We start from the raw sequence: 21,703 nt of genomic DNA, 5'->3' as shown, positions 1-21,703 counted from the left end.
AAGAGTTTACCACCGTTGTGGTAAGCTCTTTTTTTGTGGCAAAAAGAGCCCTGTGTATTTCTGCTTTCGGACAAGCAGGAACACCTGTTGTAATGGAATAATTAAAAAAACCGTTGTTCTTAAAAGATGTTATGCAATGACAGCTCATGCGTATGACTCCAACCCCGATCACTATATCTAACGTTCGCTCGACTGCGTGCTGCACGCCCCCCTCCCGCTCTCCTCGCTTTATCACTCAAAACCAGGCCCCGCAAAAAAGCCCGACACTCTCGTGCCGGACTTTTACTGTTACGGTAGCGAGCAATTAACAATACCACCCGGGTGAACATATCACCTAGAGCGGAACACTACATATATGCCTTGCGCACGGCCTCAATAGCGGGGCTGCCGTCTTTGGCCTTTACGCCTTCCAGCCACTTTTCCACCGTATCAAGGTTGGCGGGAATCCATGTGCGGGCGATTTCTTCGGGCCTTACTTTTTTAAAGCCGTACTCGTTAATCCACTCACTCTGGGTTGCGCCTTTGATGTACAGGTTGCCGAGGAACTTATGCACCTGCGGGAAACGATCTTTAAAGTCGAGGCTCGCCAGCGTGTACACCGTACTTTCGCTGACCAGTTCTTCCGAACCGGGCACACCTTCAAGGAATTTCATGTCCATCTGGAACACCATCCAATGAGGCTGCCAGCCGTGGAAGACTACCCACTTATTTTCGCGCACTTTATCCTGAACAGCACGAATCATGGCAGGCACAGGGCTGCATAACATGGTCCAGTCGCCCAGACCTGCCACGTCGTTATTAATCATCTTTTCAGTGGAAATCTGCATTCCGCTGCCAACTTCAATGCTGTAGATGGTGCTGTCGAACTTAGCGGCATGTTTATCAAGGTCTGCGATAGTCCGGACACCTGCTTCCCATACATAGGTGGGCACTGCCAGGCTTACGCCCGCTTCATCAAGGTTAACGCCCACGATGTCGACGGCGTTTTTCTCCTTCAGCGGCTTGAACATTTCGTTCTGAAGCGGAATCCAGCTTGCCACATACACATCAACATCGCCTGTGGTCAGCCCGTTGTAGACAATGGCGGGGCCAACTTCGAGCTGCTCTGTTTCATGACCCATGGCTTCGATAATCTGTGCCAAAATTTCAGTCTTCACAGTTACGCCGGGCCATGGCGGAACACCAAATTTTACGGCTTCTGCGTGTGCGTTAACGGGAGCAAAGAAACAACAAGTCAAAAAAACAGCATAGAGTACGGCCTTTTTCAAACCAACCTCCAGGTTACAGTAAAACCAGTCGGCTCAGCACTAAGTAAACAACGCTGAAGCCGAAGCATATACAATACACAGGCATCTCCTGACCTGTGCTGCGGCCTGTATCCACCAGATTGCAAGTACGTAATGCGTACACAAAAACAAAACAGCCGGACGCAGGTCGCAAAAAAAGGCCGCCAGCAGACACCCCGCAGGCGACCAGAAAAAACTTAATTGGCAAAGCGGCTGCGCACAGCATCAATACCGGCGGAGCCATCTGCGGCAGTTACGCCTTCAAGCCACTCGCCTACAGTATCAAGGTTTGCGACAATCCAGTCGGATGCAACCTTTTCGGGCGCAATCTTTTTAAACCCGAAGTCGTTGATCCATTCGCTCTGCACTGCGCCGGAAACATAAAACTTTTTTAAAAACGCATAAGGCTGCGGATAACGCTTGGCAAAGTCGTTGCTCACAACAGTGTACACAACGCTGTTGCTCACCAGCTTTTCCGTACCGGGCACTCCTTCCAGATACTTCATATCAAGCTGAAAGTTCATCCAGTGCGGCTGCCAGCCATGAAACACGACCCACTTTTTGCCGCGGATGCGCTCCTGTACGGCGCTCAGCATCACGGGAGTAGTGCTGCTGATCTGATTCCAGCCGCCGAGCCCCGCAACGTTATTTGCAATCATATCCTCGGTGCTCACCTGCATTCCGCTGCCGATCTCGATGCTGTAAATGGTGCTGTCGAACTTTTCCGCGTGAGCAGCAAGGTCTGCGATGGAACGTACACCGGCTTCCCATACATACGTAGGAACACACAGACTGGTTCCTGCTTCGTCCACGTTTATCGCCACCACATCAATGGCCTTCTTTTCCTTTAAAGGCAGAAACATTTCGTTCTGCTGCGGAATCCAGCCAGCTAAAAAAGCGTCTACATCATCAGTAGTAAGCCCCTTGTAGATGATCGGAGGGCCGATTTCGAGCTGACTGGTTTTGTATCCCATAGCTTCCAGAATCTGACATACCACTTCAGACTTTACCGTCACGCCGGGCCATGGCGGCACACCGAAGCGAAGCCCTTCAGCCTTGGCGGAAAGGGGCAATGACAAGCAAAAAACACTGAGTAAAATAAAAAGCAATAACCGTTTCAAAGTTTCCTCCAATATATACCGGCAACGCATCAAAAAACACATCTCAAAGCGCATCAAGACATCAGGATACACCCCATGCATTATTCTTGATAGTAAACTTTTGTTTGAATGTCAAAGCGACATATGCAGCATCAAATCATGCTGACAATAGTGGCCCGTCCTCAAGAAACACATGCCAAGCTTTTTGCGTTAGAAATTTATTTTTTTACCTTCATCAAATCTCTATATCAGCATTTTTTCGGATACCATTGTACAATTTTATTTATATTGTAATTATAACAGTACATCATTGCATTATACAGCATGATCATTTCAATTTACATTGTATTACTAAACTCAAGACAAGCAATCCGCCGTTATTCCGAGCGAACTGCATCCATCTTCATAAAAACACAACACCTGCTATTACAGCATGTTAACACTCAAGCAAGGATCTCCTTTCCGACGCATCCCCATAGCTCAAAACAGCTGCCGCCACTTCTGCTCATTATCAGCCCCGAAGGATAACGGACATACAAAAACGCTGCCATCCTACATAACAAATTGTTATACAACACTTTATCAAGCAATCGACATGCGACATCCTGTACCTACTGCAACACAGCCTCTTGCAGAACACTCTGCAGCCATGTTCAGCAGCACATAGCACAACAGAATCAGGCGACACATGATAGAATGAGACTCCGGCAACACCGTCCGACAGTAAAAATGTAGCAAACAATACACAAAAGCCTTCATTCTCCCTGTAAACACTAAGGTTCAGCACGCTTCATCACTGTTTGATTGACAATGTGCACATCCGGTGCTTTCATTACCTGTTGCGCCCGCTCCGGGCGGCTGGCAACTACTTACAAAAATGGTCCGTGAGGAGAACACCGATGACCAAACGTATCTGCACTCTGCTGGCAGCTGTTGCGCTGCTGCTCTGCGCTGCTATGCCCGCTATGGCTGAAGGCAAATTACGGGTTGCCTTTGCCCTGCTGGGCACCATTGACGACCGCGGCTGGAACACCGCCCACTACAAAGGCATTCAGGAACTGGAAGCCGCTCTGGGCGATAAAATTGAAATTTCCTACACCGAAAATGTAGGCGCCCATAACGCCGAGCGCGTGCTGCGCAACTATGCACAGCAGGGCTACGACCTTATTTTCGGTACCAGCTTCCCGCACATGGATGCCATTGAGCGCGTGGCAAAAGACTTCCCCGACCAGAAGTTTGAACATTGCTCCGGCTACAAGATGGGCCCGAACCTGAGCAACTACTTCGGCCGTATGTATCAGGCTGAGTACCTTGCCGGTTACACCGCCGGTCTGATGGGCTACAAAAACGTAGGTACCGTAGGTACCCACCCCATCCCCGAACCCATCCGCGGCGTAAACGCTTTTACGCTGGGCCTGATGCGCGGGCTGAATGAAGCAGGCATCGCCTACGACATGAACAAGCTGAACACCGTCGTATGGATGAAGTCCTGGGCAGACCCCATCAAGGAAACCACCCTTGCAGAAACTCTGGCCGACCGTGACCACGACCTTATCCGCCAGATGGCAGACACCCCTGAAAGCTCGCTGGCAGCCTGCGCACGCGACCTGCCCGCAGTGGGCTACGGCAGCCCTGCAGAAGAATACGGCGCAGACTGCGTACTGACCTCTTCCATCTTCAACTGGGGCCGCTACTACGTAAAGACAGTACAGACTGCTCTGGACGGCAAGTGGAAGGCTCAGTCTTACTGGGGCGGCTTTGAAGACGACGGCATCCGCATTACCGCTTTCAACGAAAAAGTACCCGCAGATGTACGCGCAAAAGTTGACGCCGTTCGCCAGCAGCTGGCCAACGGTGAAGACAACATTTTTGCCGGTCCCATCAAAGACCAGTCCGGCAAAGTCATCATCGCAGAAGGTCAAAAGGCATCCGATGCCGACCTGCTGGGCATGATGGTGCTCATCGACGGCGTAAACGGCAGCATTCCGCAATAGCGGGTTTGCCCCTACGTTTGCTAATTCCGGCTCCGGGTCGCACAGGCGGCCCGGAGTCTCGTCTTTCATTGCTCTCGTGCTTTATCCGCAGGTGGTGCATACGCCGGTATACCGGCGTGGCGTGCCGCCTGATTTCACTATACAGTCTTCATAAAACAACCGGTGCATGGCACAGCACCCGAGACTGTTCTGTAACAAGGAGCCCCTATGGACGTTCTGCAAGGTCTGGACTCTGGTGAAAAGTACCGCTGGGAAGTAGAAGGCCTGCCCTACGCAGTTGAACTGCCGCTGGTTCGCCTGCCTGCCGATGGCAAAACTCTGAAGATAGCCTCCCTTAACCTCGTCGGACAAATCCGCCTGAACCGCGATATGGGCAAGCTGCTTGCAGCCCGTGTGCGCGAAGTGGTCGGCGGCATGGACGGCGTGGTCATGCTGACAGTAGTCGAAAAAGGCCTTCAGCTGGCACAGGTTGTGGCAGAAGAGTTGGGTCTGGAAGCCGTAGCAGTAGCCTACAACCGCATAAAGCCGCACATGGAAGCACAGCGCAGACCGGTTATCCAGATCGGCGCTTCATCCATCACCAGCGGCGGAAAATTTCTGGCGCTGTACGAGCGCGACATGAACCTGCTGGCACAGGGCAAGCGCTTCATCCTGATGGACGACGTTGTCTCTTCCGGCGGCACTATTTTCAGCCTTGCTGATATACTGGAAGAAGTTGCCCGCCAGAAGGGTATGCCCGCACCGGAAATCGCAGGAGTCTTCTGCGCCGCAACAGAAGGCGAACAATCGCCTCTGCTGCCTGCCCCCGTATACGGGTTGGGTGTTCTGCCCGAGCCTGTTGTCGAACCCGTTTCCGGGTCGGCGGTGGAGCCAGAGTAGCATGAACGCTCCGCTTCTTGCCTGCGAAGGCATCAGCAAACGGTTCGGGCCGGTATATGCCAATACCGGCATCGATCTGGCCGTTCATGCCGGTCAGGTGGTGGCAGTTCTGGGCGAAAACGGCGCAGGTAAATCCACCCTGATGTCCATCATCGCCGGAAGGTACCGACCCGACGAAGGCACCATACGCATTGATGGAGAGCCTGTAGCTTTTACCGCTCCCGCACAGGCCATGCAACGCGGCATCGGCATGGTCTACCAGCGGTTCATGCTGGTAGACACGCTTACCGCGGCAGAAAACGTCCTGCTGGCTGCCGATGCCTGCGGCCAGCGCCTGTCCATGAAACAGGTGGTCGCCCGCATGCGCGAGCTGGCAGACCGGTATGGCCTGCAAGTAGATCCTGATGCCCGCATCCGCGATCTTTCCATGGGCGGCAGGCAGCGTGTGGAAATTCTCAAGCTGCTGGTACAAAACGCCCGCGTACTGATTTTTGACGAACCTACGGCAGTGCTGGCAAAGCCGGAAGTCGCCGGACTTTTCGAAGTATTCCGCAAGCTGAAAGCAGACGGGCGCGGCATTCTGTTCATTACCCACAAGCTGGACGAAGTGATGGAAGCCGCAGACCGCATCGCCATTCTGCGCCGCGGCCGCATTGTCGCCCAGACAGAACCCTCGCGCATCAATAACAAGCTGGAGCTGGCCCGCCTTATGGTAGGCCGCGAAGTTGTCCTGCGCGTGGACAAGCCCGAAATTCCGCCGGGTGAAGTCGTCTTTGAAGCTCAAGGTCTGAGCGGCGAATCGCCGTTGGGCGGCTTTGAAGATATTTCCTTCCGCGTACAGCAGGGTGAAGTGTTCGCCATTGTCGGCGTGGCCGGTAACGGGCAGGAAGCCCTTGCTGCTGCCATAGCCGGACGCAGTGCGGCCAAAAGCGGCACTGTGCGCTTTTGCGGCACTGAATACACGGCGGCACGATGGGCGCAGGAACGTGAGGCTTCGCTTTCGTACGTGCCGGAAGACAGGCACCATACCGGCAGCGTCGGCAGTATGAGCCTTGCCGACAATTACTTTCTTACGCGCCTGAAGCATGCGGGCGACGGCCTGTGGCTGGACCCGCAACGCATGCGCGAGCAGACGGAAGAAGCCATCAGGCAATTTGAAATAGTAGCGCACAGCACAGAAACACGTGCCGGCACTCTTTCCGGCGGCAATCTGCAAAAGCTGCTGCTGGCCCGTGAGATGGCAGAAAAGCCCAAGCTTTTCATTGCGGAGCAACCCACGCAAGGACTTGATATTAAAGCCACCGAAGACGTCTGGGCCGCCATGCTGGCACAACGCAAACATTCCGCCGTGCTGCTGGTAACAGGCGACCTGCGCGAAGCCCTTTCACTGGCGGACAGAGTCGCCGTTATGTTCCGTGGCCGGTTTATGGACATCATTGATACACAGGATGCCGACACCGTGGAGCGCATCGGCCTGCTGATGGCCGGCTCCGCCGCAACAGATGCGCCCGCTTCTGTTCCTTCAGGAGAAACCGCATGATCCGTCTTGAAAAACGCCATACACCGCTGCGCCATGCAACGTTAGTCACGCTGGGGCTGTCTCTTGGCATGGCCTTTGTGGTGGGTGCGCTTGTTATCGGCGCATTCGGTGCAAATCCGCTTACGGCATATGGCGTCATGCTGCAGGGTGCGCTCGGCTCCGGCTACGGCCTTGCAGAGGTTGCCGTCAAGGCCATTCCTCTTACACTTACCGGCCTTGCCGTTGCGCTGGCTGCCACCATGCAGCTGTGGAACATCGGCTGTGAAGGCCAGTTTGTCATGGGCGGCATAGGTGCCACATGGGCCGCGCTTTATCTGAGCCCTTTTCTGCCGCCATGGCTGGTTTTGCCTGCCGTTATTCTGTGCGGTGCCGTCATGGGCATGGTGTGGGCACTTATCCCCGCCGCGCTCAAGGTTTGGACAAACGTCAGCGAAATCCTTTCCACCCTGCTGCTTAACTATGTAGCCATCATCATTGTGGAGCATCTGTATTTCGGCCCGTGGCGCGACCCTGAAGGATTCGGCTTTCCAGGCACCATGACCTTTCCCGACGAAGCCATGCTGCCGCGCCTTTTCGATATGCGCATCCATATGGGCATACTGCTGGCCATCGCAGCCGCGCTGATACTGGCCGCCATGCTGGGCCGCTCCAAATGGGGCTACGCTACCCGGGTTATCGGCCTTGGCCCCCGTGCCGCGCAGTACGCCGGTATGAACGTGGGACGCAACATTCTGCTGGTAATGGGCATCAGCGGTGCGCTGGCAGGGCTTGCAGGTATGGGCGAAGTTTCGGCTATCCACTACCGTTTGCAGGAAGGGTTTGCTTCCGGTTACGGGTTCGACGGCATCATCGTGGCATGCCTTGCCTCGTTGCGACCGCTGCGTGTACCCGCGTGCGCCGTGCTGCTGGGTATTTTTCTGGTGGGCGGCGAGCAGCTTTCCACAGCCATGCAGCTGCCCTCATCTATCAGCCGCATACTGGAAGGCGCCCTGCTCTTTGGATTTTTGCTGGGTGAAACGCTTCAGCGTTACCATATCCGCTTTGGCAGCACCGCAAAGGCCCGCTCTGTAAAGGACGGCGCAAACGCTTAACAGCAGGCCGCAATACTGCGGCTACGGGGCATGGTATTTAACTGCCGCCCCTTGCAGGAACGACAATGATTGAAGATTTTGTATTCATATCAAAAATCGCCATGAAGTCTTCTGTGGCAGTGCTGTTTGCGGCACTGGGCGAGATATATGCAGAACGCTCCGGCGTGCTGAATCTTGGCGTGGAAGGCATGATGCTTATCGGCGCGCTGAGCGCTGTTGTCACGGGCATAGCCACCGGCAACCCGTGGCTGGGCGTGGCTGGCGGCGTGATTGCGGCAGGGCTGTTTTCGCTTATTCATGCTTTTTTTGCCATTACGTTGCGCGTGGACCAGACGCTTTCCGGCCTTGCGCTGACTATCCTCGGCGCTGGGCTTGCCAGCTTTCTGGGCCGCGCCTACATAGGCAAGGCCGCCCTGCGCATGAAGGTATGGTCGGTTCCCTACCTGCAGGATATTCCCGTTGTAGGAAAAATATTTTTCACCCACACCCCGCTGGTGTATGTTGCCTACGTGCTGCTACCGCTTTCGGCATATATATTGTTCCGCACCCGTACAGGGCTGAAAATCCGTGCCGCGGGTGAAGATGCAGGCTCTGCCGATGCCATGGGCGTCAACGTGGTGCTGCTGCGCTACCTGTGCACCTTTTTCGGCGGCTGCATGGCCGGACTGGGCGGGGCGTATCTTTCCATTGCTTATACACCGGGCTGGAAAGAAGGCATGACCATGGGGCAGGGCTGGGTTGCCATTGCCATGGTAATCTTTGCCACATGGTACCCGTTCCGTGCGTTTCTGGGTGCGCTGCTTTTCGGCGGGCTTACAGCTCTGCAATTTTATTTTCAGGCTACGGGGGTCGAAGTCATCCCCGTCAACCTGCTACGCATGTTCCCGTATCTGATCACCATTCTGGTGCTTATCGTGGTCATGCGGCTTGATAAAACAAAAGGCAAAGGCGGTGCGCCCGCATCTTTGGGCGTTCCCTTCAGCCGCGAAGGATAACGCGGCCGCTACCGCCAAACCGGCAACCGCAGCAACAGGCAGCCGTGCTTTTATGCCTGCGTTGCCAGCCAGAGGATACTGATATGTATAAAAAGACTATGCGCGCCCTTATCGGCGCGGCACAGGACGAAGGCCCCGTAGACCTGCTTGTTCGTAACGTAAAGCTGGTCAACGTACTTTCCGGAGAAATTCACGATGCTCACATCGCTGTAAAGAACGGTGTCATCGTCGGCTTTGAAGAATACGAAGCCAAAACCGTAGTGGAAGGCAAAGGTCGCCACTGCATTCCCGGACTGATCGACGGGCATATTCACATTGAATCCACACTGCTCTCGCCCCAGCGTTTTGCCGCTGCCGCCGCGCCCCACGGCACTGCCGCCGTCATGTGTGACCCGCACGAAATTGCAAACGTCATGGGTGCGGAAGGTATTGAATACATTCTGCATGCCAGTGAAAAGCTGCCCCTTTCCGTCTTCGTCATGATGCCGTCGTGCGTTCCGGCGACCCATATGGAAACCGCAGGCGCCACACTGCGGGCAGAAGATGTAAGCGACTTTCTTTCGCGCTACCCCGACCGTATGCCCGGCCTTGCAGAAATGATGAACTACCCCGGTGTAATCTTCCGCGACGAAGAAGTAATGGAAAAACTTGATGCGTCCAGAAATCACGTTATCGACGGCCATGCACCGCTTCTTTCCGGCAAGCAGCTGAATGCATACATTCTGGGCGGCCCTTCCAGCGACCATGAAACTTCCAACGCCAACGAAGCCCGCGAAAAGCTGCGTAAAGGCATGCATCTGATGATCCGCGAAGGCGGTTCGCAGGAGCATAATCTTGATGAGCTGATTACGGTGCTGAACGAGTTCAACACCCAGAACGTATCGTTTGTGAGCGATGACAAAGTGGTCAACGACCTGATGGACACGGGCCATATGGACGACATTCTGCGCAAAGCCATTGCCGCGGGGCTGCCGCCCGTCCGTGCCGTTCAGATGGCCTCCATCAACACGGCGCGCTACTTCCGCTTGCATCGCCGCGGCGCAGTCGCACCCGGTTATCGTGCAGACTTTGTACTGCTGGACGACCTTGAAACCGTTAAAATTGCCGCCTGCTACCTTGCAGGCAAAAACGTCAAGGACATCACTTTCTGCGACGGCGGTGCCGAGTTCTGCGAAAACACAGTACATATAGCCAACCTTGAACCTGAGGCACTTCGCATCCCCGAAGGCAAAGGCAACCTGCGCGTCATCGGCATTGTTCCCGGACAGGTTATTACCGAAGCGCTGGAAATGCCTCCCAAGGTGCAGGACGGTCTGGCTGTGGCCGATGTTGACCGCGATCTGGCCAAGATGGCCGTGTTTGAGCGTCATAAAGGTACCGGCAATGTGGGGCTCGGGTTCTCTTCCGGCCTCGGACTGCGCAAAGGTGCGCTGGCAGGAACTGTCGCCCATGATTCCCATAACCTTATCGTGGCAGGCATGAGCGATGACGACATGCTTACCGCCGCGCAGGAAGTACAGCGTATCGGCGGCGGTCTGGCTGTGGCGTGTGACGGCAAGGTGCTTGCCTCGCTGCCGCTGCCCATCGCCGGACTGATGAGCAACGCCCCTGTGGAAGAAGTGCTGGCAGGGCTGCACAACATCAACGAGGCGCTGGCGACTCTGGGCTATAAGCTGAGCAGTCCGTTTGCCGCTCTGGCATTTCTTTCGCTGGCGGTCATTCCGTCTCTCAAGCTTACCGACATGGGTCTTGTGGACGTACACAAATTCGAACTTGTCCCGCTGTGGACAGAAGAATAGCTTCACGGCCTGATTCAATACAACGTAAGGCGGCTCTCACGGGGCCGCCTTTTTTATGGTCGGAACCCCGCACGCAATGCATTGTAAAAAAACATGATGATAGTGACACCATTATAATGCCTCAGCTTTTCTATTGCATTTTTTACCGGAATCCTTGTCATGGAAAATTCTTAAGGATACTCTGGCAACACAACTATATGGTTCCGCATGCACGCAATGCATCGTAACAGTCACGCTTTCCTTTACCACTGTAACCGTGCGCAGAGACATGCGGTTTTAACACACCTTCACAACGTTACAGAGCGAGGATTCCATGACAGCAGCAAAACGTGAAGAAAGAAAGGCAAAGGTTATTGAAGTGCTGAACAAAGCCCGCTCCATGGAGCTGCAGGCAATTCATCAATACATGAACCAGCACTACGGCCTTGATGACATGGACTATGGCGAAATGGCAGGTAAAATGAAGCTGATCGCCATCGATGAAATGCGCCATGCCGAAGCATTTGCTGAACGCATCAAAGAGCTTGGCGGCGAACCTGTGGCAGAGCCTGCCGGTCCCATTGAAAAACGTCAGGACGTACGAAAGATTTATTCGTTTGATGCGGACCTTGAAGATGACACCATCGACGCCTACAACCAGTTCCTGCAGATCTGTCGGGAAAACGGCGACAGCATCAGTGCCAAGCTGTTTGAAACCATCATTGAAGATGAGCAGCTGCACTTAAGCTACTTTGAAAATGAAGACAACCACATTGAAACTCTGGGCGATTCCTACCTTTCCCGCATTGCCGGAACCCCGTCCGCAACAGGTCTGACGCCGCAAGGCTTTGCCATTGCAAAGGGCGGCGCATAGCAGCTTGTCAAAATAACTCAGCGCAGAACCGCATTGCGGTTCTGCGCTTTTTCATGTCTGAATATAGCAGGGCATATTGTTGCCCAAAATATTGCCCGCTTCAGCCTGCGCCGTTACTACCACAAGCAGGCTAAGCCCGAAATGCATTCCGTCCGGTGCAAGGAGAAAAAAAGCATTTTTAACGCTGATTCTGCGAGTTAAGCCAGCTACGCAGGCGTCCACGCGCATTCTCGTAAGGAGAAGACGTGTTGAATTGAATCATCCGCCCTTTTGTCCACTTCCCGTGCCAAGGTGCCCCGTAAAGCTCTTCGTCTGACCGCGCGGAGACTTCTTCCCGTATCCGCTGATTAGCGGCAGTCAGCCGCTCCCGCTTTTCGTCAAAACTCAGCGCTGCATAATCTGCATAAAACTTCTGCGCCAGCTTACCGAGCTCATTCCACTTATACCCGGCTTCCGGAAAATCAACAGGCTCCCCCTTATCATCCCGCGCCAGCCACTTTAACACCAGTTCGTTCCAGCCTATCAGGTAAGATACAAGGTCTGCCGGACTCATAACAGTCCCTTTGGCGTGCCCCTCCATGGTCTTCACAGTCTGTAACGCATCGGGAACCTGCGACAGAACGCGTTCCAGCTTGCCGAACCGTTCAGAGACGGCAGCCAGAAGCTCACTCTTTGAAGTCGGTACTCCCATATGGCACACTCACCGGTTATCAACCTTATCGTGGGGAAATGGCCCAGCGACACGCGTTACCGCAATCATTCCGACGAAATTACAAGTCCGCCTGTTTTTGGTTTGAAGCCACAAGCGGGTCCATTTGCTTTGCATAATGAAGCAGGTCATGCGCCATGAATTGCAGGCTGTGATAAAATGCAAAAAACTGCAGCAGCTTCTGCAAATAAAAACGTTTGGTCGCCCCTTCATCGCGTAACGTGCTCAGCCTGTTTTCACACACCGCCAGTGATGATTCAAGATGAGAAATTGACGGCTTTCTGCCTTGCCCGATGGCTTGCAGCCCATCCTTGGTGGCTTCTGCCAATTCGCGCAGCTCGTGCTTCATAATAACATCATAGCCTTCGCCTTCTGTATTATTCAAGGCATGGAGCATGGCGCGCAGGTGGGATGCACACTTGCGCAATGTATCCACCTTCAGCGAAAGCACGTGGACGTCATCGTGATAGAGCAGCCGCTCATGGCTGGCGACTTTATGATACAGGGTTTTATCTTCTGCCACCCCTGCATTGAAGTTATCCAGCATGGCGGGATCAAGCACTTTCTGCGAATCAATAAACGCTTCCAGCATAACTTCGTACAAACGCGCAGCTTCGGCAAACTGGCTGCGCATTCGCTCGCGAAGGACTTCACCCACGCGTTGGGGCCAAAGCAGTATTGAAACCAGAAAGGCACTACACACACCCACAACAATCTCAAGCACGCGATAGATGCCGAACTGCACAGGCTCTGGCTGTCCGTAACTTGCCAGTACAACGATGCATACCGTGATGGCTGCCATCCGGTAACGGGCGTTGTACCGCGTCATATACGCACAAAAGCTGACAGACGTAAAAAGCGACAGCATGTGCATCGGTGTAGTATCGGGAAAAGCCAGAATGGCGAAGACGCCAATGACAGCGCCCACGGCAGTGCCGCTGAAACGATACCAACCCATCTGCAATGAGTCGGCCACGTTCATCTGCATTACAATAACGGCAGAGATGGACGCCCAGTAGCCGAACTTGAATCCCCAATATTGCGTAACCAGATAGGCAAGCACTGCGGCAATGCCTGTTTTTATACCGTGGCGCACATGCGCAGTTGTAGACGTAGGATCGTGATATGCCATGTATTACTCTGCAAAATGCAGCGGTTATTGTCCGGAGTTAGTTACGGGCCAGAATATCTTTATCGATGATGGGTCTGTCCCACACACAGTTGATGATAGCACGTTTGAGAAAACGCTCCAAAGGCAGAGAGTCGTCATAGCGTTCGCATGTCTTGGTAAAAGCTTCCAGCTTCTGCGCATCGTTAAAGCGTCCGGGATGCTTCTCTTCGATGGCCTGCATCACCTTGCGCAGCAGGTCGATGTCGTCCTTATCAGGAAAAACAAGTGTCTCTTCAGTCATGGGATGCTCCTTGAGAATGTAGTCTGACCAAGCCACTTCCGTGTGTGGTCAGCACCCGCTAACATACACTTTTTTCAAGCACCAGCAGAGTTTCTCTGTTTTTTTGCTTATTCGCAAAATCATAGCGCAGCACCCGCCATTCGGGCCATGGCAATACGTTGCAATACTCTTCCACAGCTTGCGCTTCTGCGTCGCCCCCTGCATGCCCTGCGTACAGATGCAGCGTAATCAGGCCGCCCGGCTTAAGCATGTCTTTCAGCGACTCCAGCGCGGCAATAGTGGTTGTGTGACGCGTAACAACGGATTTATCGCTTCCGGGCAGATAGCCCAGATTAAACATGGCGCAGCTCAGCCTGCCCTGCATATCGGGCACCCGCCGGGCCACTTCTTCATGCCCGCAATGAAACAGCGTACAATAGCCCTCTGCCCCGTTATCCTGCAACCGCTGCGCAGTGTTCTCCACAGCCTGCTGCTGCACGTCAAAACCGTATACGTGGCCCTGCGGGCCTACGCACGCTGCCAGAAACATGGTGTCATGGCCGTTGCCTGTTGTGGCATCCAGAGCAATGTCGCCTGCCTGCAGAACACGTTTAAGTAAAGAATGCGTAAATTCAATTATGGAGGGCAGCTGCGAACGACGTCTGCCCGAGGCCGGTTGGCTCATTCTACTTCTCCGTCATGCACAAGTGCATAGCATTGCACAAATTGAGTTGCAAAAACAGACACAACCTGCACAAAGCCTTGCACATCAAACACAGTCATAAACTACTATTAGGCTGAATTTATTAAAAATAACATTTTGGCACGGCGTATGCTTTAGTACATACATACGTGAGGTTATGAATATGTACACTGCCCCGATACAAACTGCTGTAACCTGCAGGCCCGTACCTCCTTCCGGGCCGTCAGCCATCGCCGAAGCTTTACGCGCTATCCCCGCCCAGGAAAAGCGCCTTGTCTACCAGACCATGAACTGGTGGAAAGCAACGGCACCCCATACGGCGGGGCAGCTGCATGACTCCCCCTGTTCTTGCCTCACTTGATGACTCCCTTTGCTCTGCCGGGATGTTAAACCGGCGACTCCAAAGGCCCCGTACGGGGCCTTTTGGCGTTTTACAGGGGAGTAAAAGTTTTCATCACCTCAAGGGGGTCTTTTTCGCTTTCCGTAGCGAAGAACAGGCCAGTATCAAACGGGCCGAACATGCCTTTTTCCGCCACCTGCGTAAAAAAAGCAACGCGGTCATAACGCCGCAGGCGTTCTTCCGTTACGCCGCATGCAGCATAATAATCTTCACGGCGTATGGGGCTGTTTGTTTCTGTCAGGTCATACACGGCGTCTTCGTTTTCCGCCCAGGCGTGCAGCACCCACATGCTATCTTTACGAATCCATGCGTGGACCACGCCAAAATCTTCCAGTTCGCTCGAAACTTCCATAGCCGCATCAAAACATAATGGCCTGTGCGCCATAACTTCTCCTTGAAAATCCATTTAATCAGCCTGTTGCAGGCCTTTGAGCGCCAGCATGGCAGCGCCCACAGCATTACCCACTTCATGCAATCGGGGAAAAACCGCCCGGGTGCCCAGCCTGGACGCCACACCGGGAACCAGATACTGCGAGGCAGCTCCGATACCCACCACCGGAACAGCAAGGCGCACCTTGATATCCAGCAAAGAAAAATTGTTACGCCGTGCCAGAAACCCCGCAAGATTGCCCCCTACTTCACGGCGGGCCACATGCTGCAAAATGGCGTCTTCAATGCGGGCTTCCACTTTTTCCACCACATTGCGGCTGAAGGTGACAGCATCTTCACCCCGAAGAGCACTAAGCCGGCGCGCCATCCGCAATGCACTTTCCGTACAGCCCATTTTCATTGCTTCCAGCACATGCAAAGCATCCGTAGGCGTAAAGCCGCACTCAAAAATTTTCTGTTCCCGCGCAAGGCGCAGCATGCGGGCATTATAGGTGACTTCCGGCATGTTCAGCTCTGCCAGCAATTCTTTCAGCGGCATAACCCTGCGTTCGTTTAACAGCGCCAGCAGCTTGTCGCCCTGACAGGCTTCATCCGTCAAAGCCTGCCCCGCACACACGCAACGGGAACCCAGACCGGTACCAGCCCATCCGGCAGGGTCAGGCAATTCCATGCCCATCCCCGCCACCATACAGACGGGCACAACACGCGTGGGGCCGATACTCATACCGCCGGCAGGGTCCAGCGCCACAAGGCTGTCTCCGCCGACTGCCACCGTAAACATCTCAACCGCGTCCACATGTGTCTGCCACTCGCCTATGATCATGCCGCCGGTGTCAATCACGGGGTTGCCGTTGCGTACAATGGTCATATCCGTTGTGGTTCCGCCCACATCCACTACCAACACATCGGGCTGTTTCTGCCCGCTGAAGTCGCAGCATGTGGTGGAAGCATATTCCGCACCGAAGCAGGCAGTGGCCGCAGGGCCGCTTGCCACTGTACTTGCTGCTTTTCTGGCTGCTTCTTCCATGGTCATGGTGGTCGCATCGCCGCGTACTACATATACGGAGCCTTTCAGACCCAGATCCGCCAAGGCGGTACGCACACCGGCAAGGAACTGCTCCATCACCGGCAGCAGGCGCGCGTTAAGCACCGCAGTTGTGGCGCGTTCCCGCATACCGGCCTGCATGCTGGCTTCGTGCGAGCAAAAAACCGGCAACTTGCTGGTCAGTTGAATGGCCTTGGCCGCGACCAGCTCATGGGCGGGGTTCACGTACCCATGCATGGAGCACACTGCGTAAGCGTCCACCTTGCCGTGCAGGTCTTTCAGGTGATCAATCAGGTATTCGATGCCCAGCGGTTCAGCTTCGGAGCCGTCCTGTTTATGCCCGCCCGGCACAAAGCGCGCGGCAGCAGCCGGAACTTCCATCCGCTGATTGAAGCCGATGACAAAAAGTCCCACGTCTACACCCTTGTCTTCCAGCAAAGCGTTGGTCGCCAGCGTTGTGGAAACCGCCGTGGTGTGTACGTCGGCAGGGTTGATCTGCGCCTTTTTCAGAACAGCGCCGACACTTGCAGCCACGCTTATGCTGGGCTGGTGGTGTGTTGTGGGACTTTTGGCCCATGCAACTGCGCTTCCGGTTGCAACATCCACTATGACTGCGTCGGTATAGGTTCCGCCCGCGTCAACTCCGATTACATACCCTGTAGCCGCGTACGGTCTGGCAGTCTGCGTATCCATGAGTGCGTCGTCCATTGAACTGCTCCGTTTTGTTATCACACCTGCGGGCAGTGATACCGCCCGATGCTACAGTTGGCAATGCCTGACGCCACACCTATCGAACATGTCGATACTTTTTGCAAAAAACAATCAATATAAACGATTTGCCCGCAAGCCATTCCTGCTGCACACGGGATATTGCATTTACCCGCAGCCGAGGGGGATGGCTGGCTACACCGTGACACAGACAACGCACCGGAGGAAGCATGAGCAACCCGAATTACACGCAGATGTGGGAAAATCTTAACCTCGACCTTTCCGCCCATGACGGGCTGCTGGAAGTGTTAGGCAAATTTTACGGCGACATTTACCTGTCGCAGCAAGGCCGCCTGAAGGGTATGGAATACCTTGATTTTGTTCTTTCAGAAGTACACGGCCTGCGCATTAAAGAACTGCAGGATGCCAAAGCGCAGGGCCGCAAGGTCATCGGCACGTTCTGTGTTTTTGTTCCGGAAGAGCTGACCCTTGCCGCCGATGCCGTGCATGTGGGCCTGTGTGCCGGTGCAGACGCAGGCACAGAACAGGCGGAACAACTTGTTCCCCGCAATACATGCGCCCTGATCAAATCATTCATCGGCTTTAAAATGGCCCGCCTTTGCCCCTATACCGAGTCTTGTGACCTTGTTGTGGGCGAAACCACATGTGACGGCAAAAAGAAAGCGTACGAAGCATTTTCCGAGCATGTTCCCATGCATGTTATGGAAGTACCTCACACCAAAAGCCAGTCTGCACGGGAACTCTTCAAGGCGGAAGTGTTGCGCTACAAAGAACAGCTTGAAAAACTTACAGGCACTACCATAACGCCCCAGCGCCTTGCCGAAGGCATCCGCATCGTCAACGAAAAACGTCGCGCACTGCAGCGTCTTTCCGCACTTCGCGCCAGCGACCCCGCACCCATCTCCGGCCGCGACGCACTGCTGATCAATCAGGTGTCATTCTACGACGATCCTGTCCGCTTCACACAGTCGGTCAACACGCTGTGCGACCAGATGGAAGAGCGTATAAAAGCAGGTGAAGGCATTACCCCCGCAGGCACACCCCGCCTTATGCTTTCCGGCTGTCCCATGGCTGTGCCCAACTGGAAGCTGCCCTACATCATGGAAAGCTCCGGTGCTGTTATCGTGGGAGAAGAATCCTGTATCGGCACCCGCAACACCCGCGATCTGGTAAATGAATCCGCAGACAGCATGGATGCCATGCTCGACGCTATCGTGGACAGATACATGAAGATTGACTGTGCCTGCTTTACGCCCAACGATGAGCGCACAGGCAACGTGACTTCCATGGCAAAAGAACTGAAGGCCGACGGCATTGTCCACTACGCTTTGATGTTCTGCCAGCCGTATGCACACGAAGCGTTTAAAATTGATAAAGCTTCGCGTGAAGCAGGCATTCCCATGCTTGCTATCGAAACAGATTATTCCATGGAAGATGTGGAACAGTTGAAAACCCGCGTGGAAGCCTTTGTGGAAATGGTACGCAGCTAACCATGCTCACTGCCGGAATTGATATCGGGTCGCGCTCAATCGAAGTGCTGATTGAAAAAAACGGTGACGTCGTTCACAGCGCCTGTGTACCCACAACCTTTGAACCTGTAAAACAGGTAAAAGGTATTCTGGAGGGCTGGAATCCGGACGTGCTTGTGGCAACAGGATACGGCAGAGCGCTGGTGGAGCCACTTGCGCTGGCAAAACGTGTAGAAGCCATCACCGAAATCAAAGCACACGCCATGGGCGCTCTTGCAGCCTTTCCAACTGCGCGCACAGTGCTGGATATCGGCGGTCAGGATACCAAAGCCATAGCCCTGCTTGCAGGCGGCAAGGTTTCGCGGTTTGAGATGAACGACCGTTGCGCCGCAGGAACTGGCAAGTTTCTGGAATATACCGCAACGGTTTTTCAGATACCCGTTGCTGAATTCGGCCAATACGCACTTAACGGCGAATCGCCGCCCGTTATTAACAGCATGTGTACTGTCTTTGCCGAGACTGAAGCTACCTCACTCATGGCACAGGGTATAGCCGGTGCCGATATCGCGCTGGGGTTGCATAAGGCAATCATCAGACGAACTGTAAATATGCTGGGACGCGTGGGGCTGGAAGCTCCGCTGGTATTTGCCGGCGGCGTTGCCCGCAACCCCTGCATGAAAAAGCTGGTCGCAGATGAATTGGGGCTGGAAGAAGGCCGGACGTTGCTGATTCCCGATGAGCCAGACATGAACGGTGCCAGAGGTGCAGCGTTGCACGCACGGATGCGGGCTCAAGGTTAACTCCATCAGAGAATGAGATGGATTAAGACAGCACAACACCATATGACGCATGAGAAAGCGATGGAAAGCAACCTGAAGGTCAGTTTGGCTCCAGCGCCCCCTTGCCAATGTAGGCTTTGCAGAGTTCCAGAAAGGCTGTTGCCAGCAAACATCTGGTAAGATTCAAAGGTTAGGTGACGGAGTTGTACTTTACTCTGGTAGCAAGACAACAGCCTGTCTTCAGCGCAGAGTATGGCTACTGATTTAATAGTATCTGCCACGCGTATCTAAACAAATAACAAGGCCCCATAAGGGGCCTTGTTTAGTTACCTATACAAAGGCTGACCAAAAGCTAAAAAGGCTCTCCGCCGTTTATCTGCGACATAAACCCATAGGTACTTGCCCCGTTCACGCGCACCGTTTTAAGTGCAGCAACCAAAGCCTTTCTTACCGTCGTACTTTCAGATGTCCATTCTATAACTGCGTGGCCAAACACCACAGGCATCATGCCCGGAGCCCACACCTGTACCATACGGGTATTGGCAGGAGGCAGGCGGAATTCATTACCACCGGAAGTAAGCTCAACAGGACTACCTGAAGTACTCCCCGTATAAACATTGCATAAACTGCTGACGTTCTCGCCGATATGGTTATACACGGTTATCCGGCACGTTACCTCTGTATCGGAAACGTTGGTAATAAATATATTGGAAATAAAATCCCAGGCACTATCTCTGGCTTCAATACCGGTAACTAAAGCCCTTCCTTTCGGCTTGTACGCGGTACCGTCCATTTCCATGGCAAATAATGCGCTGCATAGCGTTAATACAACTCCAAAAGCCAATACAAGCATATGCACATATCGCATAACAAACCTCGCAAAACGTAGTTGTGTTATCCTCAGTCCGCTTGGTTGTGGCATAACCCACCGCAATATGTCTAATACAAACAGGTTAGACAAGCCCTGAACTACTTTCCTTCGCCTGTCCTCCAATATGCTCTCGTGCTCTACTTCATCACTTACTGGTGCGGCACTAAATATATACAGTTACACAGGGGGCAATTTATTAGCAAAGCCTTGAAGTCGCATCCAGCGCTATACATATGTAGCTAACCTTTACCTTTCCTGCCCGCGGTCATACGCATACGATGAATAACGAATTCAGACGATATAGATTTTGATAACGAGATTGCAGATGAGAAAGCGCTCGGCATTGTTTCAACAAATGGGGCTAGTCTCCGGCAGTGCGGTTGTAACAAAGCCCATAAGGTTGGGATGAGCAAGGGGCGATGGATAGAAATTTGGGGAAAGTAGTAGGCAACGGCTCAGAAAGAATAAGCCTGCAGTATTTTTCCTCACGCTAACTTGCACAGGAAGTCCCCCGCCTTGCGGCCAGCACTCCTCAGAAAAGCAAATTAGGTGCCCAAAGAGAAGCACAGAGCGTAACTTTCGGATACACTTAGCTGGAGTTGCCCCCACTAAACTGGAGACTCAACGGCTGGTAACAGGCAAACGAATTCTCTTTACGAGCGCATCCGTAAACCTTTATGCGGAGCGTTATCGTTCTAGCCTTTGATCCATGGAGGCGCTATTAAAAACTGTCAAGACGTTGATACAAACGTACTCCATTAGCAGGCTACAGCCTCTTCCTGCATAGGTAGGTGAGTAAATAGCCTACAAGCGTCCAAAGAGAATTCCTGCAACCCCTCAAAAGCATGTAGCCAGATTTTAGCGCCCAGCCGAAGCAGAGTGATTTTTTGTTATCTGACTATGGCCCTGAAGTTGTATCTCCCAGAAAATGCCGACAGTGCGCTGGAGAGGTGAAGAAACAACGTACATAAACGTATAAGTCTGGCAGCCCCCCCAAGGAACCTGCACAAGATCAGACCTCAGACAAACTGACTGAAGTGAGGGAAAGGGAAAGTAAGGCACGGCTGACATCGGCGCACACCAGAGAATAGAACGGTACTACTATGCCGGTACATGTCTTCGCTCTTGGAAACTTTGTGAACATGGCGCATCCTTTTCACCGAAAACTGTGCGCAGTATTTCCTGATGAGACGAGACTTCATTTCGGTGCCTTGCTGAAGATGACCAACGTTTTTAATATATCCCGGTCCAGTTCGGCATCCTAAAAAAACTCGGAAGAATCAGCATGGGTTTAATGAGAGCCGTAACAAACGGACTAAAGGATGTGCGGCTGGAAACAATTCAGGAAGGGAAAAGAGAAAGAAGGAAGCCGCGGCGCCAACTACTACAAACGCCTCTTCTGAGCAATTGATGGAGATGGCGTGGTTGACGAAACGACAACAGGCTCTGATCGTATCTGATCAGAGCCTGTTGCGCTTTTTCAAAAGAAAAAGCCTTGGCGACGGCCTACTTTCCCACAAGCTACCCTGCAGTATCATCGGCGATGGCTGGCTTAACTTCCGAGTTCGGAATGGGATCGGGTGTACCCCAGCCTCCATGGTCACCAAGGCAAATTCGTGGCCGGGCGGGTGGTTATCGGGAAGGCGGCAGGTATATCTCCCTGCGCCACATCGACAACGG

General features: G+C 53.6%; 18 protein-coding genes and 1 rRNA gene. 9 read left to right on the top strand and 10 right to left on the bottom strand.

Annotated features, from left to right (window positions below):
* Positions 1-347: 347 nt before the first annotated feature.
* The gene (locus tag ACK5LI_RS01600) at positions 348-1,268 is read right to left on the bottom strand and encodes an ABC transporter substrate-binding protein (protein ID WP_416945882.1); all 921 of its coding nucleotides are present in this window, start codon (positions 1,266-1,268) and stop codon (positions 348-350) included.
* A gap of 215 nt (positions 1,269-1,483) precedes the next feature.
* Positions 1,484-2,407 (bottom strand): ABC transporter substrate-binding protein, encoded by a 924-nt coding sequence (locus ACK5LI_RS01595; RefSeq protein ID WP_416945881.1) that lies wholly within the window; start codon positions 2,405-2,407, stop codon positions 1,484-1,486.
* Positions 2,408-3,285: 878 nt separating this feature from the next.
* Here ACK5LI_RS01595 and ACK5LI_RS01590 point away from each other — a divergent pair.
* The 7 genes from ACK5LI_RS01590 (at position 3,286) to ACK5LI_RS01560 (ending at position 11,537) form a co-directional block, all read left to right on the top strand.
* Positions 3,286-4,380 (top strand): BMP family ABC transporter substrate-binding protein, encoded by a 1,095-nt coding sequence (locus ACK5LI_RS01590; RefSeq protein ID WP_416945880.1) that lies wholly within the window; start codon positions 3,286-3,288, stop codon positions 4,378-4,380.
* A gap of 207 nt (positions 4,381-4,587) precedes the next feature.
* Entirely contained in the window at positions 4,588-5,259 is a 672-nt protein-coding gene (locus ACK5LI_RS01585) for a phosphoribosyltransferase family protein (RefSeq protein ID WP_416945879.1), read from the top strand.
* Between the two features lies 1 nt (position 5,260).
* Positions 5,261-6,799, top strand: coding sequence for an ABC transporter ATP-binding protein (locus ACK5LI_RS01580; protein WP_416945878.1), 1,539 nt, complete (start codon positions 5,261-5,263; stop codon positions 6,797-6,799).
* Positions 6,796-7,890 (top strand): ABC transporter permease, encoded by a 1,095-nt coding sequence (locus tag ACK5LI_RS01575; protein ID WP_416945877.1) that lies wholly within the window; start codon positions 6,796-6,798, stop codon positions 7,888-7,890. Before ACK5LI_RS01580 ends, ACK5LI_RS01575 begins: the two co-directional genes overlap by 4 nt.
* 65 nt (positions 7,891-7,955) lie before the next feature.
* Positions 7,956-8,885, top strand: a complete 930-nt coding sequence (locus ACK5LI_RS01570) for an ABC transporter permease (RefSeq protein WP_416945876.1) — start codon at positions 7,956-7,958, stop codon at positions 8,883-8,885.
* 83 nt (positions 8,886-8,968) lie between these two features.
* On the top strand, positions 8,969-10,684 hold the full coding sequence (gene ade, locus ACK5LI_RS01565) for an adenine deaminase (protein WP_416945875.1): 1,716 nt from the start codon (positions 8,969-8,971) through the stop codon (positions 10,682-10,684).
* A gap of 313 nt (positions 10,685-10,997) precedes the next feature.
* Entirely contained in the window at positions 10,998-11,537 is a 540-nt protein-coding gene (locus ACK5LI_RS01560; protein ID WP_416945874.1) for a bacterioferritin, read from the top strand.
* Between the two features lie 178 nt (positions 11,538-11,715).
* Here the strand turns inward: ACK5LI_RS01560 and ACK5LI_RS01555 are convergent, their stop codons facing one another.
* The 6 genes from ACK5LI_RS01555 to ACK5LI_RS01530 form a co-directional block, all read right to left on the bottom strand.
* Positions 11,716-12,228 (bottom strand): ClbS/DfsB family four-helix bundle protein, encoded by a 513-nt coding sequence (locus ACK5LI_RS01555; RefSeq protein WP_416945873.1) that lies wholly within the window; start codon positions 12,226-12,228, stop codon positions 11,716-11,718.
* 79 nt (positions 12,229-12,307) lie between these two features.
* Positions 12,308-13,378, bottom strand: coding sequence for an FUSC family protein (locus tag ACK5LI_RS01550; RefSeq protein ID WP_416945871.1), 1,071 nt, complete (start codon positions 13,376-13,378; stop codon positions 12,308-12,310).
* A 37-nt stretch (positions 13,379-13,415) separates the two neighbouring features.
* On the bottom strand, positions 13,416-13,658 hold the full coding sequence (locus tag ACK5LI_RS01545; RefSeq protein WP_416945870.1) for a hypothetical protein: 243 nt from the start codon (positions 13,656-13,658) through the stop codon (positions 13,416-13,418).
* A gap of 58 nt (positions 13,659-13,716) precedes the next feature.
* On the bottom strand, positions 13,717-14,322 hold the full coding sequence (locus ACK5LI_RS01540; protein WP_416945869.1) for a class I SAM-dependent methyltransferase: 606 nt from the start codon (positions 14,320-14,322) through the stop codon (positions 13,717-13,719).
* Between the two features lie 449 nt (positions 14,323-14,771).
* Complete coding sequence (locus ACK5LI_RS01535; protein WP_416945868.1) at positions 14,772-15,125, bottom strand: hypothetical protein; 354 nt, start codon at positions 15,123-15,125, stop codon at positions 14,772-14,774.
* A gap of 21 nt (positions 15,126-15,146) precedes the next feature.
* The gene (locus ACK5LI_RS01530; RefSeq protein WP_416945867.1) at positions 15,147-16,883 is read right to left on the bottom strand and encodes a hydantoinase/oxoprolinase N-terminal domain-containing protein; all 1,737 of its coding nucleotides are present in this window, start codon (positions 16,881-16,883) and stop codon (positions 15,147-15,149) included.
* Positions 16,884-17,113: 230 nt separating this feature from the next.
* Here ACK5LI_RS01530 and ACK5LI_RS01525 point away from each other — a divergent pair, with 230 nt between their 5' ends.
* Together ACK5LI_RS01525 and ACK5LI_RS01520 are read left to right on the top strand one after the other, a co-directional pair.
* Positions 17,114-18,394: a double-cubane-cluster-containing anaerobic reductase gene (locus tag ACK5LI_RS01525; RefSeq protein ID WP_416945865.1), complete on the top strand. Its 1,281-nt coding sequence runs from the start codon at positions 17,114-17,116 to the stop codon at positions 18,392-18,394.
* A gap of 2 nt (positions 18,395-18,396) precedes the next feature.
* Positions 18,397-19,173 (top strand): acyl-CoA dehydratase activase, encoded by a 777-nt coding sequence (locus ACK5LI_RS01520; protein WP_416945864.1) that lies wholly within the window; start codon positions 18,397-18,399, stop codon positions 19,171-19,173.
* 331 nt (positions 19,174-19,504) lie between these two features.
* Here ACK5LI_RS01520 and ACK5LI_RS01515 read toward each other — a convergent pair whose 3' ends face one another.
* Together ACK5LI_RS01515 and rrf are read right to left on the bottom strand one after the other, a co-directional pair.
* Positions 19,505-20,020 carry a hypothetical protein gene (locus tag ACK5LI_RS01515; RefSeq protein ID WP_416945863.1) on the bottom strand — a complete coding sequence of 172 codons (516 nt, stop codon included), beginning with the start codon at positions 20,018-20,020 and terminating at the stop codon, positions 19,505-19,507.
* Positions 20,021-21,516: 1,496 nt separating this feature from the next.
* Positions 21,517-21,631, bottom strand: a 5S ribosomal RNA gene (gene rrf, locus ACK5LI_RS01510).
* Positions 21,632-21,703 lie beyond the last annotated feature (72 nt).

The sequence above is a fragment of the Oleidesulfovibrio sp. genome (genome assembly GCF_047973035.1).
Lineage (GTDB): Bacteria > Desulfobacterota > Desulfovibrionia > Desulfovibrionales > Desulfovibrionaceae > Oleidesulfovibrio.
This window is presented reverse-complemented; position numbering and strand designations above follow the sequence as displayed.